This is a genomic window from Cupriavidus sp. 05T42 (genome assembly GCF_056396345.1).
Map to the genome: position 1 here is coordinate 236848 of NZ_JBFTLH010000007.1, position 13736 is coordinate 250583.

At 70.1% G+C, this 13736-nt stretch carries 14 protein-coding genes; 4 read left to right on the forward strand and 10 right to left on the reverse strand.

All coding sequences use genetic code 11. The features are described 5' to 3' along the window. Nucleotides 1–65: 65 nt before the first annotated feature. Both AC1EJR_RS12350 and AC1EJR_RS12355 read left to right on the forward strand, forming a co-directional pair. The gene (locus AC1EJR_RS12350) at nucleotides 66–992 is read left to right on the forward strand and encodes a LysR family transcriptional regulator (RefSeq protein WP_092296191.1); all 927 of its coding nucleotides are present in this window, start codon (nucleotides 66–68) and stop codon (nucleotides 990–992) included. A 90-nt stretch (nucleotides 993–1082) separates the two neighbouring features. Then, entirely contained in the window at nucleotides 1083–2078 is a 996-nt protein-coding gene (locus AC1EJR_RS12355) for a Bug family tripartite tricarboxylate transporter substrate binding protein (protein ID WP_477113200.1), read from the forward strand. Nucleotides 2079–2091: 13 nt separating this feature from the next. On the opposite strand, the gene AC1EJR_RS12360 is transcribed toward AC1EJR_RS12355, so the two are convergent. The 6 genes from AC1EJR_RS12360 to AC1EJR_RS12385 form a co-directional block, all read right to left on the reverse strand. Further along, nucleotides 2092–2709, reverse strand: coding sequence for a LysE family translocator (locus AC1EJR_RS12360; protein ID WP_092295530.1), 618 nt, complete (start codon nucleotides 2707–2709; stop codon nucleotides 2092–2094). Between the two features lie 35 nt (nucleotides 2710–2744). Then, nucleotides 2745–4343: an EAL domain-containing protein gene (locus AC1EJR_RS12365; RefSeq protein WP_477147129.1), complete on the reverse strand. Its 1599-nt coding sequence runs from the start codon at nucleotides 4341–4343 to the stop codon at nucleotides 2745–2747. Between the two features lie 242 nt (nucleotides 4344–4585). Then, the gene (locus tag AC1EJR_RS12370) at nucleotides 4586–5473 is read right to left on the reverse strand and encodes an intradiol ring-cleavage dioxygenase (protein ID WP_441592585.1); all 888 of its coding nucleotides are present in this window, start codon (nucleotides 5471–5473) and stop codon (nucleotides 4586–4588) included. A 121-nt stretch (nucleotides 5474–5594) separates the two neighbouring features. Continuing rightward, the gene (locus AC1EJR_RS12375) at nucleotides 5595–6533 is read right to left on the reverse strand and encodes a 2-hydroxyacid dehydrogenase (RefSeq protein ID WP_477113201.1); all 939 of its coding nucleotides are present in this window, start codon (nucleotides 6531–6533) and stop codon (nucleotides 5595–5597) included. A 104-nt stretch (nucleotides 6534–6637) separates the two neighbouring features. Next, on the reverse strand, nucleotides 6638–8377 hold the full coding sequence (gene araD, locus AC1EJR_RS12380; protein ID WP_477147130.1) for an L-arabinonate dehydratase: 1740 nt from the start codon (nucleotides 8375–8377) through the stop codon (nucleotides 6638–6640). Between the two features lie 125 nt (nucleotides 8378–8502). Next, nucleotides 8503–8922 carry a VOC family protein gene (locus AC1EJR_RS12385; RefSeq protein WP_441592584.1) on the reverse strand — a complete coding sequence of 140 codons (420 nt, stop codon included), beginning with the start codon at nucleotides 8920–8922 and terminating at the stop codon, nucleotides 8503–8505. Between the two features lie 158 nt (nucleotides 8923–9080). On the opposite strand from AC1EJR_RS12385, the gene AC1EJR_RS12390 reads away from it, so the two are divergent. After that, nucleotides 9081–9902 carry a DMT family transporter gene (locus tag AC1EJR_RS12390; RefSeq protein ID WP_255370864.1) on the forward strand — a complete coding sequence of 274 codons (822 nt, stop codon included), beginning with the start codon at nucleotides 9081–9083 and terminating at the stop codon, nucleotides 9900–9902. Nucleotides 9903–9911: 9 nt separating this feature from the next. Here AC1EJR_RS12390 and AC1EJR_RS12395 read toward each other — a convergent pair whose 3' ends face one another. Next, nucleotides 9912–10793, reverse strand: a complete 882-nt coding sequence (locus AC1EJR_RS12395; RefSeq protein WP_092295512.1) for an SDR family NAD(P)-dependent oxidoreductase — start codon at nucleotides 10791–10793, stop codon at nucleotides 9912–9914. A gap of 280 nt (nucleotides 10794–11073) precedes the next feature. Here AC1EJR_RS12395 and AC1EJR_RS12400 point away from each other — a divergent pair, with 280 nt between their 5' ends. Continuing rightward, a complete protein-coding gene (locus AC1EJR_RS12400) occupies nucleotides 11074–11316 on the forward strand; it encodes a helix-turn-helix domain-containing protein (protein WP_255370847.1) in 243 nt (80 codons plus the stop codon). A gap of 22 nt (nucleotides 11317–11338) precedes the next feature. On the opposite strand, the gene AC1EJR_RS12405 is transcribed toward AC1EJR_RS12400, so the two are convergent. From AC1EJR_RS12405 to AC1EJR_RS12415, 3 genes are read right to left on the reverse strand one after another with little or no spacing between them, the layout of a single operon-like run. Then, nucleotides 11339–12025, reverse strand: a complete 687-nt coding sequence (locus AC1EJR_RS12405; protein ID WP_092295509.1) for a glycosyltransferase family 2 protein — start codon at nucleotides 12023–12025, stop codon at nucleotides 11339–11341. Then, a complete protein-coding gene (locus AC1EJR_RS12410; protein WP_092295506.1) occupies nucleotides 12022–12624 on the reverse strand; it encodes an SAM-dependent methyltransferase in 603 nt (200 codons plus the stop codon). The genes AC1EJR_RS12405 and AC1EJR_RS12410 overlap by 4 nt, the downstream gene beginning before the upstream one ends. Continuing rightward, nucleotides 12621–13670, reverse strand: a complete 1050-nt coding sequence (locus tag AC1EJR_RS12415) for an acyl-CoA dehydrogenase (protein WP_477113202.1) — start codon at nucleotides 13668–13670, stop codon at nucleotides 12621–12623. Before AC1EJR_RS12415 ends, AC1EJR_RS12410 begins: the two co-directional genes overlap by 4 nt. Nucleotides 13671–13736: the final 66 nt, after the last annotated feature.

Here is a 13736-nt window from a genome sequence, read left to right on the forward strand (position 1 = left end):
GTCCGTCCAGGCGGCCCGGCACAGGCACAATACCGGCTCCGCGTGACAGATCTGGGATGAAGACGATGGAATTGCGCCAATTGCGCTACTTCGTGCATGTGGTGGAGTTGGGCAGCATGGGCCAGGCGGCCCAGCGGCTGGGCGTGGTCACGTCCGCGCTGAGCCAGCAGATCAGCCGGCTCGAGAGCGAACTGTCCACGCGGCTGCTCCAGCGCACCTCCACCGGCGTGGTGCCGACCGACGCCGGGCTCGCCTTCTGGCGCCAGGCCCAACTCGCGCTGCGCCATGCCGATGACGCCGCCCGCGCCGCGCGCACCGCGCGCCTCTCGGGCCATGTCAGCGTGGGCATGGCGCCGAGCACACTCTCCGTCATGGGCCCGCCGTTCATGCTGGCCATGCGCGAGCGCTACCCGGACATCCGCCTGCATCTGGTGGAGAGCCTCTCGGGCAACCTCGCCACGATGATCGGCGCGCGCCAGCTTGACCTCGCCGTGCTGTTCCAGCTCGAACCCGGCCAGCGCTGGAGCGTGGTGCCGCTGCTGGAGGAACGGCTGTTCGTGATCGCCCGGCCGGACCAGCCGGGCCTGCCGACCACCGATCCGGTGCATCTGGAGGCACTCGACGGCCTGCCGCTGATCCTGCCCAGCAACGCGCACGGCCTGCGCGCGGTGCTGAACGCGGCCTTCGCGCGTAGTGAGCGCTCTCTCAACGTGGTGGCGGAGATCGACGGACTGGCCGTGCTGATGGATGCGGTGCGCGCCGGCCTCGGGGCGACCATCCAGCCCGGCGCGGCCGTGGCGCGGCATCTGGGCGAGCCGCTGGTGCTGATCGAGATTGCCGATGCGGGCGTGCGCCGGCCCAACCTGCTGGTCAGCCTGTCCGACGACGAACTGTCCCCGGCCGGCCTGGCCGCCCGCAGCGTGCTGGACAGCGTGGCGCGCGGGCTGGTAACGGCGGGCCGCTGGCCCGGGGCGACCCTTCACAAATCCTGAAGACCTCCCGCCGGCGTGGGGCTGGTTGTGATGCGGACGTCTCAGTACAGTGGGGGGATTACATATCCAGAAAATCCCCCGGAGACCCGCATGACCATCCGCATGCCGCGCCGTGCCGTGCTCAAGGCCTGCCTTGGCGCCGCCGCCACCCTTGCCGCCCTCCCTGCCATCCCCACCTTCGCCGCCGATAGCTGGCCGTCCAAGCCGATCACGCTGGTCGTGCCTTTCGCCTCGGGCGGCACCACCGACATCATCGGCCGGGCCGTGGGCCAGAAACTGGGCGAGGCGCTGGGCCAGCCGATGGTGGTGGACAACCGCCCCGGCGCGGGCGGCACCATTGGCGGGTCCATCGTGGCGCGCGCCAATCCGGACGGCTACACCTTCCTGCTGGCCACCGTCGCCCACACCATGGCGCCGGGCATCTACAAGACCCTGCCGTACGACTTCCAGAAAGACCTGGAACCGATCGGCATGGTGGCGCTGACGCCGAACGTGCTGCTGGTCAATCCGTCGATTCCGGCCAAGACCGTGCAGGAGCTGATCGCCTATATCAAGGCGCATCCGGGCAAGGTGAACTACGGCTCGGCGGGCATCGGCAGCACCGAGCACCTCTCGGGCGAGTTGTTCCGCGCGGCGACCGGCACCGACATCGCCCACGTGCCGTATAAGGGCGGCGCGCCGATGATGACCGACCTGATCGCCGGCCAGATCCAGATGGCCATCGAGACCAGCCCCTCGGCCAATCCGCATGTGAAGAGCGGCAAGGTGAAGGCGCTGGCGGTGACCACGGCCAAGCGCTCGGCGGCCTATCCGGGCGTGCCGACCGTGGCGGAAAGCGGCGTGCCGGGCTACGAGGTGACCACGTGGTACGCGCTGATGGCGCCGCACGGCACGCCCGAGGCCGTGCGCCAGCGCATGAGCACCGAGCTGGCCAAGGTGCTGAAGCAGCCGGACGTGCAGAAGCGCTTCGAGGAACAGGGCGTGACCGCCGGCGACATGACGCCGCCGCAGCTCGCCGGCTTCATCAAGACCGAGACCGTCAAGTGGACCAAGGTGGCCAAGGACTCGGGGGCCAAGGCGGAGTAAGCGCCCAACGCGCCTAGATCGACCGCCGGATCTCCGCCACGCCGAACGCGGCCAGCGCGAGGCCGGTGACGCGGTCGATCCACTGCCGCACGCGCTGGCCCAGCGCGTGGCGGGCGCCGGTGACCATCGCCACCAGCACGCACCACCAGGCAATCGATCCGCAGAACACCCCCAGCACCGTGGTCAGGGCGATGGGGGTCGAGAACGGCCCGCGCGGCGCCAGTGTGGCGAACAGCGCGGCGAACATGATGATGGTCTGCGGGTTGGTCAGCGTCAGCAGCAGGGCGCTGGCGAAGGCCCGGCGGCGCGAGCCGTTGCCGCGCAGCGTGGCCACGGTCTCGGTCGGCGTGTGGAAGAACGTGCGCAGGCCCAGGTAGACCAAAAACAGCCCGGCCGCCAGGTGGAGCGGCTTGTCATAGGCCAGCATGAACTGCGAGATGCCGACCAGCCCCAGCGCCGCCACCATCCCGTAGACCGCATCCCCGCAGGCAATGCCAAGCCCGATCGCCAGCCCGGCACGCGGCCCCTCGGCCAGCGTGCGGCGAATGCAGAGCATGCCCATCGGGCCGACCGGGGCGGCCACCGCCAGGCCAACGCCGGCAGCGGTCAGGAACAGGGTGGACAGGGACATCGGGCCTCCTTTTTTTATCGATCTTGGGGTTTGCGTCAGGCCGGCGCCGGTGCCGCCGGCGCGGCGTTCTTGCTCAGGAACTGGGCCAGCTCCACGGCCGGCACGGGCCGCCCGAACAGCCAGCCCTGCCCGTAGTCCACGCCCTGCTCGCGCAGGTAGTCGKCCTGGGCGCTGTCCTCGATGCCTTCGGCCACCACCTCCAGCCCGAGCGAGCGCGCCATGGCGATGATATGCGGCGCCACGGTGCTGGTGGCCGCCTCCTGTCCCATCGTATCGACGAACGACTTGTCGATCTTGAGCGCATCCACCTTGAAGCTCTCCAGGTAGGAGAGGCTCGAGTACCCCGTGCCGAAGTCGTCGATATAGACCGGATGGCCGGCGTCCCGGAAGGCCTGGATGGTGTCGCGCGCCACGTCCGGCTCCAGGAAGCCGCGCTCGGTGGCCTCGATGCGGATCTGCGCCGGCGCGATGCCGGTGTCCCGCAGCCGCGCGTCGAGCACGCTCAGGAAGCGCCGGCTCTTCAGGTCCTCCGCGCCCACGTTGATCGAGACATAGAACGACGGATGCCGCCGCAGCAGCGTGCCCAGCTCGGTCAGCACGATGTCCAGCACCTGATCGGTGATCTGCTGGATCAGCCCGGCGTTCTCGGCCATCGGGATAAACAGGTTGGGACGCACCAGCCGGCCGTTACGGCGCCAGCGCACGAGCGCCTCCACGCCCACGCAGTGGTTGTCCGAGAGCGCGACGATGGGCTGGTAGTGCACCGCCATCTCGTGGCGCCGCACCGCGCCGCGCAACTCGCCCTCCAGGCTGAAGCGCCGCGTGGCGCGCCGCCAGACCAGGATGCCGAATGGCACCCCGGCGGCCAGCCCGACGATCAGCCCGCCCACCAGCAGCGCCTTCCAGTTGGTCAGCAGTGCCGCGCGCGGGGCCAGCACCACCACCGCGAACGGCATCGTGCGTGACTTGCGCAGCACTACGGCGGCGTCGTCCTCATGCTCGGCGGCGCCGCCGGTGCCGTAGGCATGGTCGGCGTAGGCGCGCTGCAGCCGGGCGAGGTTGGCGCCCTGCGTGGTGGCGAAGATGCGGCCGGCATCGGTATGCACCACGGCGAGCATGCGCGTGTCGCGGTCCACCACATCGACGAAAACCTGCGGATCGATCGACACATGGTTGCCGTTGCGGCCCATCAGGATGGTCCGACGCGGCGCGCTGAACGGGTTGGCGAGGTCGAACCAGAAGTCGTAGCCATCGGGCGTGCGCCAGTCGGGCGGCGGCAGCGGCAGGGTGCGCGCCTGCACCGGGCCCAGCAGCGCCGAGCACAGGCGGCGGCCGCGGCCATAGACGCCGGCGTCCTGGAGGAAGCGATAGCTGTAGGTGATGCGCCGGAGTTCGACGAGATTCGACGGGGAGCAGGGCTCGTCGCGGAGCTGCTCCATGTCCTGGATGGCGCTGATGGCCTGGCTCATGACCGCTTCGCCGCGCCGCAGCGCCGCGTCGGCGAACACCGCGAGTTGGTCGGCTTCGCGCCGATTGGCCTCCAGCTGCGCCATGAACACGCCGATTCCCACCGGGAACAGCGTAGCCAGGGTCGCCAGGGCAATCGTCAACGCGAGAAACCAGCTGCGCTGCATCGGAGAACATCCCCTCCTGGAGAACCGCGCCGAACGCGGCGCTCCCAAGGATGCGCCGCTCCCCATGATGTACCGGATCGCCAACGCCCGGTTGATCGGCAGGCCATCGGCCCGCCCCTGGGGAGCATAACTAACAATTACGGGTCATGTCTGGTCATTGCCGTGGATTTTGCATTTTTTCCATGGCGGGCATTGATGGAGACCTTGGCCGGATGGTGGATGGCGGCCGGAGGCCAGGGGGCCTACAGCCGCACGCCGGGGATGAGCGCGGCGGCGCGGGCGCTGCCTGCCTCGGGGGCGGCCTGCTCGCCCTGGCCGGGGGGAGGGGGCGGGCGGCGGCCATCGCGGGACAGCGGCGGACGGTCCGGTGGCGGATGATCGGAAAACCCCTCGCGCGGGGCGGTGCCGGCGGGGTCCACCACCAGCGTCAGCGTGGCCACGTAGCGGTCGTGCGCCTCGCGCACGGCGCCGAGCACGGTCTCGCCGGCCATCAGCGCGATGCCGTCGTTGCTGTTCAGCGTGCCGCGCACCTGCCGGCGCCGGTAGGCAGGGAGCTGGCTATACAGATACTCGTTGAGCGCATCGGGCAGGAAGCACTGCGTGGTCAGGTGCGCCCGGCCGGCCGGGTCGAGCACCTTCATATGCAGATGGGTGGCGCGCCCGGCGTACCAGCCGGGATAGATCGTGCGGAACATCGCCACGCCATCGGCGCCCACTGGCTGGCTGCCGCGCAGGAAGGTCTGGCCGCGCGTGGCAATGCGCTGGCCCTTGTCGTCGCGCTGGCCGTCATAGCCCGAGTACACGCCGGCGGCGTTGCAGTGCCAGAGATCCACGCGCTGGCCGGCGAGCGGGCGGCCCTGCACGTCCACCACGGTGAAGCGCACCTCGAGCGGCACGCCGGGCTGGCCTTCGGTGATGTCCTGCCGGATCTTGCCCGCATCGAAGTAATACGGGCCCTCGGTGGTCTGGGCGGTCAGGGGGAGCGTGGCGGCGGTGGCCGGCCGGGGTTCGGCGGCGGGTGCCACGCGGGCCAGCGCGGTCAGGCCGGCGCTGCCCAGGCCCAGCGCCAGCAGGTGGCGCCGGCGGGGGATCGATGCTGTCGATGGTGGCGAGGCAGGAGAGTCGGGCATCGCACGCTCCGTAAAAAGCTGGAATGCTCAGTGTAGTCCCGGGGGTGCCCCGCCAGTGTTTCGCGTCTGTGTCGCCCCGGCTACACGTGGTAACGGGGCGACCAAGGGGGCGATCGGCGGATCAGAGCGCCGATTTCACCACCGCGCCGGAGGCGAAGAAGCTCTCCAGGTTCTCGAACACGAGGCCGGCCATGGCTGCGCGCGTCTCGTGCGTGCCGCTGGCCACGTGGGGCAGCAGGACCACGTTGTCCAGGCCGAACAGCGCCTCGGGCACGTGCGGTTCGTTCTCGTAGACGTCCAGCCCGGCGCCGGCGATGCGCTTGTGGGTCAGGGCGTCGACCAGCGCGGCCTCGTCCACCACGGTGCCGCGCGCGATATTGATCAGGTAGCCCTGCGGCCCGAGCGCTTCCAGCACGCCGGCGGAGATCAGGTGGCGCGTCTCGGGCCCGCCCGAGGTGGCCACGACCAGGAAGTCCGCCCAGCGCGCCAGCGCCTCCACGGACGGCTCGAAGCCATAGGCCACGCCGTCCTGCGGCTTGCGKCCGAAGTAGCGCACTTCCATGTCGAAGCCCGACGAGCGCTGCGCGATCACGCGCCCGATACGCCCCATGCCGACGATGCCCAGCCGCTTGCCGCTGACGCGCGTGGTCAGCGGGTACGGGGCCTTGGGCCACTCGCCGCGCCGCACGTAGCGGTCTGCCGCGCTGACCTGGCGCGCCGCGTCCATCAGCAGGGCGAACGCCGTGTCGGCCACGCAGTCATTGAGCACGTCCGGCGTGTAGCCCACCGCGATGCCGCGCGCGCGGGCGGTGTCCAGGTCGAGCTTGTCGAGCCCCACACCGAAGCTGGAAATCACGCGCAGGTTCGGCAGCGCGGCCAGCATCTTGCCGTCCACGCCGGTGGCGGCCCGGGTGGTCATCGCCACGAACTCGGCGCCGTGGGCGGCCAGGTAGCCGGCGAGGTCGGTCTCGGCCCAGAGCGGGTGCACGTCGAAAGATTCGGCCAGGCGGGCTTCGGTGTGTTCGGGCAGGCGGCCGTGCTGCAGGAGGCGGGGTTTCATGCGGAATTGGTCCTGTCTGGGAGAGATCTGGGAAGAAGGGCGGGGCGCGGCCGGGGGCGGCGCGCCCGTGATTATCGGGGAGGATGCTTGCGGAAGGCTTGCGGTCAGTAGATGCTCGGCTCACCCACGGGGTCGCCGAAGTCGGTCTGCAGGAAGTCGAAGTCGCAGCCGTCGTTGGCCTGGCGGATGTGCTGCGAGAACATGAAGCCGTAGCCGCGCGCATAGCGGGGCGGCGGCGGGGTCCAGGCGGCGCGGCGGCGCGCCAGTTCGTCGTCGGATACCTCCAGGTGGATGCTGCGCTGGTCGATGTCCACCGAGATCAGGTCGCCGGTGCGCACCAGCGCGAAGGGCCCGCCGATGTACGCCTCGGGCGACACATGGAGGATGCAGGCGCCATAGCTGGTGCCGCTCATGCGCGCGTCGGACATGCGCAGCATGTCGCGCACACCCTGCTTCACCAGCTTCTTCGGGATCGGCAGCATGCCCCATTCCGGCATGCCGGGGCCGCCCTGCGGGCCGGCGTTGCGCAGGATCAGGATGTGGTCGGCGGTMACGTCGAGGCTCTCGTCCTCCACGGCAGCCTTCATCGACGGGTAATCGTCGAACACCAGCGCCGGCCCGGTATGGCGGAAGTAGCGCGGGTCGCAGGCGCTCGGCTTGATCACGCAGCCGTCCGGCGCGATATTGCCGCGCAGCACGGCCAGCGCGCCTTCCCGGTACAGCGCGTTCTCCGTCGTACGGATCACATCGTCATTGTGGACTTCGGCCCCGGCGATGTTCTCGCCCAGCGTACGGCCGGTCACGGTCAGCGCGGTCAGGTCGAGCTTGTCCCGGATGCGGCTCATCAGCGCCGGCAGCCCGCCCGCGTAGTAGAAGTCTTCCATCAGGTACTTGTCGCCGCTGGGCCGGATGTTGGCKATAACTGGCACGTGCCGGCTGGCGGCGTCGAAGTCGTCCAGCCCGATGTCATGCCCGGCGCGGCGCGCCATGGCAATCACGTGGATGATGGCGTTGGTGGAGCAGCCCATGGCCATGKCCACCACGATGGCGTTCAGGTACGCCGCCCGGGTCTGGATGCGCGCCGGCGTGAGGTCTTCCCAGACCATGTCGACGATGCGCCGGCCCGACTCGGAGGCCATGCGGATATGGTTGGCGTCTGCCGCCGGAATCGACGACGCGCCGGGCAGGCTCATGCCCAGCGTCTCGGCGATGGCGGTCATGGTGCTGGCGGTGCCCATCGTCATGCAGGTGCCGTGGCTGCGCGCGATGCCGCCCTCGATGCCGATCCACTCGGCCTGGCTCAGGTTGCCGGCGCGGCGCTCGTCCCAGTATTTCCAGGCGTCCGAGCCGGAGCCGAGCACGTTGCCCTTGTAGTTGCCGCGCAGCATCGGCCCGGCCGGCACGTAGATGGCGGGCACGCCGGCGCTGGTGGCGCCCAGCAGCAGGCCCGGCGTGGTCTTGTCGCAGCCGCCCATCAGCACCGCGCCATCCACCGGATGCGAGCGGATCAACTCCTCTGCCTCGATGGCGAGCAGGTTGCGGTAGAGCATGGTGGTCGGCTTGACCGAGCTTTCCGAGAGCGAGATGGCGGGCAGCTCCACCGGGAAGCCGCCGGCCTGCAGGATGCCGCGCTTGACGTCTTCCACGCGCTGGCGGAAGTGGGCGTGGCAGGGGTTGATGTCCGACCAGGTGTTCAGGATGGCGATGAGCGGCTTGCCCATCCACTCGTCGGGCGCGTAGCCCATCTGCATGATGCGCGAGCGATGGCCCGAGGAGCGCAGGTCATCGGGGGCAAACCAGCGCGCGCTGCGCAGCGCGTCGGGCGTCTTTCTTCGAACCGTCATGTGTCTCCACCGTTGCTGTCGTCACGGCGCCTGCCAGGCAGCACGCCGTTGGGGTGTGGGTTGGAGGCACTAGTGTATTGGCACGCACACCGACCCGCAACGCCGGAGACCTGTGGCGGCGCCGGCTACTCTGCCTCGAGGATCGAGAGGATGTTGCCGGCCGGGTCCTTGAACCACGCGATGACGGGGCCGCCTTCGCCCCGGCAGATGCCGCGCGCGTCGGTCTTCAGGTCGGGTTCGTCATACATTTCAAAGCGCACGCCGTGGTGCGAGAGGTCGTCCACGGCCTTGTCGACGCTGGCGACCGGGAAGTTCAGCACCGTGAACGTGGCCGGCGCGTGGTTGGGTTTGGGGTAGAGCAGCACGTGGTTGCCGCCGGCCAGGTTGAGCGCGAGCATGCCGTGCTCCTCCGTGACCACGAGGCCGAGCGTGTTGGCGTAGAAGTCCTTGGCCATGGCGAGGTCGTTGACCGAAAATCCGCTGAAAGCATGGCTGTCCCTGAGCATGTTGGTCTCCTGGATCGGGCTGGTGGGGGGCGCCTGCATGGGCGCATCATGGCCCAGTATGGTTCATCGGCCCCCTTCCCCCAAATGACAAATCGATGATGTCCCGCCCGCCGTCCACCCCGCCGTCCACCCCGCCGTCCACCCTCCCGGCACCCCCCGCCACGGCAGCCACCACGGCCGCCCTGACCGCGCTGGCGATGGTCGCCTTCGCGGCCAATTCGCTGCTGGCGCGGGCGGCGCTGAAGGGCACCGGCATCGACGCGGCCACGTTCACGCTGGTGCGGGTGGCTTCGGCCGCCCTTGTGCTGGGGGCGATCCTGCACCTGCGGGCGCGGGGCAGGGCGCGCATGGGGGGCGACTGGATTGGCGCGGCGGCGCTACTGGTCTACGCGTGCGGCTTTTCGTTCGCCTACCTGCGGCTGGCCGCCGGCACCGGGGCGCTGGTGCTGTTCGCCAGCGTGCAGGCGACCATGATCGGCGATGGCCTGCGGCGCGGCGACCGCCTGCGCGCGGTGCAGTGGCTCGGCATTGCGCTGGCGCTGGCGGGGCTGGTCTGGCTGGTGCTGCCGGGTTTGCAGGCCCCGCCGCCCGGGGCGACGCTGCTGATGGCCGTCGCCGGCATCGGCTGGGGCGTCTATTCGCTGCGGGGCCGGGGCGCGCCGGACGCGCTGGCCGCCACCGCCGGCAACTTCGTGCGCGGGGTGCCGATAGCCTTGGCGGTGAGCGTGGTGAGCGTGGTGAGCGTGGGGGCGGTCGCCCAGCTTTCGGTCGACTGGCGCGGGGTGGTGCTGGCGGTGGCCTCGGGCGCCGTGACGTCCGGCATCGGCTATGTGATCTGGTACGCCGCGCTGCGCGGGCTGGCGTCCACCACGGCGGCCACGGTGCAACTGAGCGTGCCGGTGCTGGCCGCGCTGGGCGGCATCGCCTGGCTGGGCGAGCCGATGACCGCGCGGCTGGCCGTCAGCGCGGTGGCCATCCTCGGCGGGATCGCGCTGGTCATTGCCGCGCGGCGGCGCTGATTCCCCTTCTTACTTCTCTTCCACGGCGCGCGGCTCGTTCTCCACGCTCGGCACCGCGTCGCCGCTCATCGGTTCGGCCATCTTGCGGTGCTGTTCCGCCAGCACATCGGACGGCGTGACCATGGCGATGGCCGCGCGCAGCTTGTTCTGCCAGCCGGTAATCACGTCGCCCTCGCCCCGCATCATGGCCTCGAAGCCGATGCGCGCCACCTCGGCCGGATCGGCCTTCTTCTCCTGGGCGATGCGCGTGTCGAGCATGTCGGCGCGGTCGAAGAACTCGGTCTCCGTGGCCCCCGGCATCAGGCAGGTCACCGTGACGCGGGTATCGCGCAGTTCGTGGCGCAAGGCGAACGAAAACGAGTCCAGGAAGGCCTTGGTGGCGTTGTAGACCGCCTGATAGGTGCCCGGCATGAAGCCGGCGATGGACCCGGTGATCAGGATCCGGCCCTCGGCGCGCTCGCGCATGGTCTGGCCGATGTGATGGAGCAGGTAGAGCGTGCCGGTGACGTTGGTTTCCACCACATGCTCGATATCGGCAAATGCCTGGTCCAGGAAGGCGCGGCCCAGGCCGCGCCCGGCGTTGGCGCACAGCACGTCCACCTGCCGCCCGCGCGTGGCGGCCAGCAGCTTGTCCACGCCGGCCGGGGTGGAGAGATCGGCCTGGATGGCCTCGATGGTGGTGCCTTCGGTGCGCAGTGTCTGCGCCGCCGCTTCGATCTGCGGCTCGTCCGCCGCGATGATCAGGTCCATGCCGTGGTCCGCGCAGCACTGCGCGAGGTGATAGCCAATGCCCGTAGAGGCACCGGTGACCACGGCCAGCCGGCGCGTGCCGGTGACCGGGGCGCGCTCGGGATCGTCCAGGCGGTCGATGGGGGTCTCGATCGGGTCCATGGGGGTGTCTCCGTTATCGAATAGGAATTCCCTGACCGCCGCAAGCTTCGTTCCACGCCGCCGGCGCCCGTCCGGAGGGGGCCGCCTCCCTCCGTTTGTAGGGATTGCCACGGCGCGCTGCTCGGGCGAGCGTTTTATTTTGACAACATTACAAACCGCGAAGCGGGTACTTACCTATGGCATGCGTAGCCGCATGATGTTGCGCTAGGAGGTTTTGTCAATCATTGGTCAGAATTGATAGATTTTTAACTTTTCCTGGATGACCGCGATGCTGAGAGTCATGATTTCCAACCCAGATCAGCTTGGACAAGTGCTGCAAGGCGCACGCAAGGTCGCCGGCCTGACCCAGGCGGAAGCGGCTGCCCGGCTCGACATCAGTCAAAGCCGGATTTCGCATATGGAGCTGAACCCCGAGACCATCAGCGCGGGGCAACTGCTGGCGCTGCTCGGGGCCTATGACCTCGATCTCGTCGTGCAGGACCGCGCGATCGGGGAAGCGGAAATTCAGAAGTTCGAGTGGTAAGGCCCGGATCAATCCGCCCGGCTCAGGGCAACAGCGTTTCGCCCTCGCGCAGCGCGGCAAGCGTCGCAAGATGATCGGCAAAGCCGCCGGCCAGCCGGCCACGGGCGCGCGCGCTGGTGGTCACCTGCGGCAGCGTGCTCCAGGCGATATGCGCGTTGATGGCCTGCAGCGCCTCGATCAACGCCACGTCCTCGCTGACCGGGTGCGGCAGGAAGCCGCCCGCGCGCCGGTAGGCATGTGAGCAGACCCCGAGGTTGGCGCCGTGGACATGCCGGTGCCCCTCCTCGCGCCGGTAGCGCGCGGCAAACCGCACGGCCACGTGCGGCGGCTGGGGGCTCCAGTCCTCCACCGTCACCAGTCCGCAGACCGCATCGGCGCGTAGCGCAAGCTGCGCCACCAGCCAGTCCGGCGCTACGCGGCTGTCGGCATCGGTAAAGGCCAGCCAGCGCGCCTGCTGGGCCAGCAGGTGCTGGGCGCCGGCACGACGGGCCTCGCCCACGTTGCGCGCGGCAATCGTCAGGCAGGTGATGCGCTCCGGCGCGTGGCATTGGGCGATGGCGGCCGAGCCGTCGTCGCAGGCATCGAGCACAATCACCACGCGCACCGCCTCGCCGCCGAGCGCCGGATGGGTGGCKGCCATGGTCAGCGCCCGCAGGCACGCCTCCAGATGGTCTTCCTCGTTGTGAACAGGCACGACCACGCCGATCATGGCGCCTCCCGCTGGCGGAGTGGCCGCGCGTCGCGCGACCAGACTTCGAGCAGGAAATCCGGCTCCAGATGCCGCACATGGCGATGCAGCCCCGGCTGCCGCGCGATGGCAGCGTGCACGTGCCGCGTGGGCTGGGTGCGCTCGGCGAACGGCCGCAGCCAGTGGCACGCCAGGATCACGCCCGCATCGGTCAGCGCGCCGGCCGCGCGTTGCGCGGTCTCAAGCCAGGTATCCGGGGCGAAGAAGTAGCCGATCTCGCTGAGCACGATCAGGTCGAAGGCGGCCTCGGGGCCGTTCGGCCATTCCGCAGGCAGGTTGGCGGTGGCCACCTTCACGTGCCTGTGCCGCGCCACGCGCTCCTGCGCGCAGGCCACGGCGCGGGGCACGAGATCGACGGCCAGCAGGTGGTCGCAGCGCGTGGCGAGGCGATCGGTCAGCATGCCGGTGGCGCAGCCGGCCTCGAACGCCGCGCCGTAGCGCGCGTCAGGCAGCGCGGCGAGCACCACGTCGCGCTTGCGGGCCTCGTACCAGAGCGACTCGAAGCCCCACGGGTCGGGGTTGTCGAACATGGCGTGGAAATCCGTGGCGGTTGCGGTCATAGCGCCCCCATATCGCTATCGTCCTGCGCCAGCCGCTGGCCCAGCGCGGCGAGGTCGCGTTCGGCATGGCTCTGGCGCAGCAGCACGGGCAGGTCGGCGTACAGCGCGGCCAGTGCCGGGTTGCGGCACAGCGGGCCGGCGCCGAGCGTGTTGCCGGCATGCTGGATCACGCGCAGCACGGCGGCCTCGATCACGGTGCGGGCGCGCATGGCCGGCACGAAGGCGTCTTCGGTGGGATGGGCGTCGATCCATTGCGCGGTCTCGCGCAGCAGCGCGGCGCTGGCGTGCAGGTCGCCGTCGATGGCGGCGAGGTGGGCGGCAGCGTGGGGATCGTCCCGCTTCTTCAGCGCCGCGCGCACGGCGTGGGCGAGCGGCAGCGCCGCACCATGCCAGCAGGCCGCGATGCCGGCCCCGCCGTGCCAGAAGCCGGGGCGGCGCAGGTAGGCATCGGGCGCGGTGAGCAGCAGCGCGGGGCAATCGTCGAACAGGACATCGCCGCTATCGGTGGCGGCCATGCCCACGGCGTGCCAGCCCTCGCGCGTGACGGTGACGCCGGGTCCGGCCATGTCGACGATGGCCAGCCGCTGCGGACCGGGCTCCGCCTGATCCAGCCAGCAGGTGACGAGCGCGTGCGAGACCTCCCAGGCGCCTGAACACCAGGCCTTGCGGCCGGTGAGGCGGGCGGGGGTGAAGCTGTCGGTGCCGCTGTCGTTGCCGGTCAGGCCGGCAATGTGCGGGATGCTGGGCGAATCATCGGTCTGCACGCGCAGGCGTGCATCGGGCGGTTCCGCCGCCCAGATCGCCCAGCTTGAGTCGGGAGCCGGCGTGGCGCCGGCGACTTCGGCGAGGATGGCCAGCGCATCGGCATGGGCCTCGAACAGCTTGATGGCTACCGCGCCCCGCCTGGCGGCGATGGTGGCGAACAGTTGCCAGCGCGCCAGCGTCTGGCCATGGCCGGGGAGGGGGATGTTGCCGCCCCGGACGAACTCGGAGATCAGGGCCCCGAGGTGGGCGTGCGCGCCGTGATCGTCCGGAAAGTCGCCCATGGTGCCTCCATCCTCGTGCCAGCATCGGAATCTGTCACTTTGGAGGGTACGCACGGCGCCGCGCGG

Excerpts from the sequence above, each read along its gene's own strand:
- AC1EJR_RS12350 (WP_092296191.1), top strand. The coding sequence starts at position 66 with ATGGAATTGCGCCAATTGCGCTACTTCGTGCATGTGGTGGAGTTGGGC.
- AC1EJR_RS12355 (WP_477113200.1), top strand. The coding sequence starts at position 1,083 with ATGACCATCCGCATGCCGCGCCGTGCCGTGCTCAAGGCCTGCCTTGGC.
- AC1EJR_RS12360 (WP_092295530.1), bottom strand. The coding sequence starts at position 2,709 with ATGTCCCTGTCCACCCTGTTCCTGACCGCTGCCGGCGTTGGCCTGGCG.
- AC1EJR_RS12370 (WP_441592585.1), bottom strand. The coding sequence starts at position 5,473 with ATGCCCGACTCTCCTGCCTCGCCACCATCGACAGCATCGATCCCCCGC.
- AC1EJR_RS12385 (WP_441592584.1), bottom strand. The coding sequence starts at position 8,922 with ATGCAGGCGCCCCCCACCAGCCCGATCCAGGAGACCAACATGCTCAGG.
- AC1EJR_RS12390 (WP_255370864.1), top strand. The coding sequence starts at position 9,081 with ATGGTCGCCTTCGCGGCCAATTCGCTGCTGGCGCGGGCGGCGCTGAAG.
- AC1EJR_RS12395 (WP_092295512.1), bottom strand. The coding sequence starts at position 10,793 with ATGGACCCGATCGAGACCCCCATCGACCGCCTGGACGATCCCGAGCGC.
- AC1EJR_RS12400 (WP_255370847.1), top strand. The coding sequence starts at position 11,074 with ATGATTTCCAACCCAGATCAGCTTGGACAAGTGCTGCAAGGCGCACGC.
- AC1EJR_RS12410 (WP_092295506.1), bottom strand. The coding sequence starts at position 12,624 with ATGACCGCAACCGCCACGGATTTCCACGCCATGTTCGACAACCCCGAC.
- AC1EJR_RS12415 (WP_477113202.1), bottom strand. The coding sequence starts at position 13,670 with ATGGGCGACTTTCCGGACGATCACGGCGCGCACGCCCACCTCGGGGCC.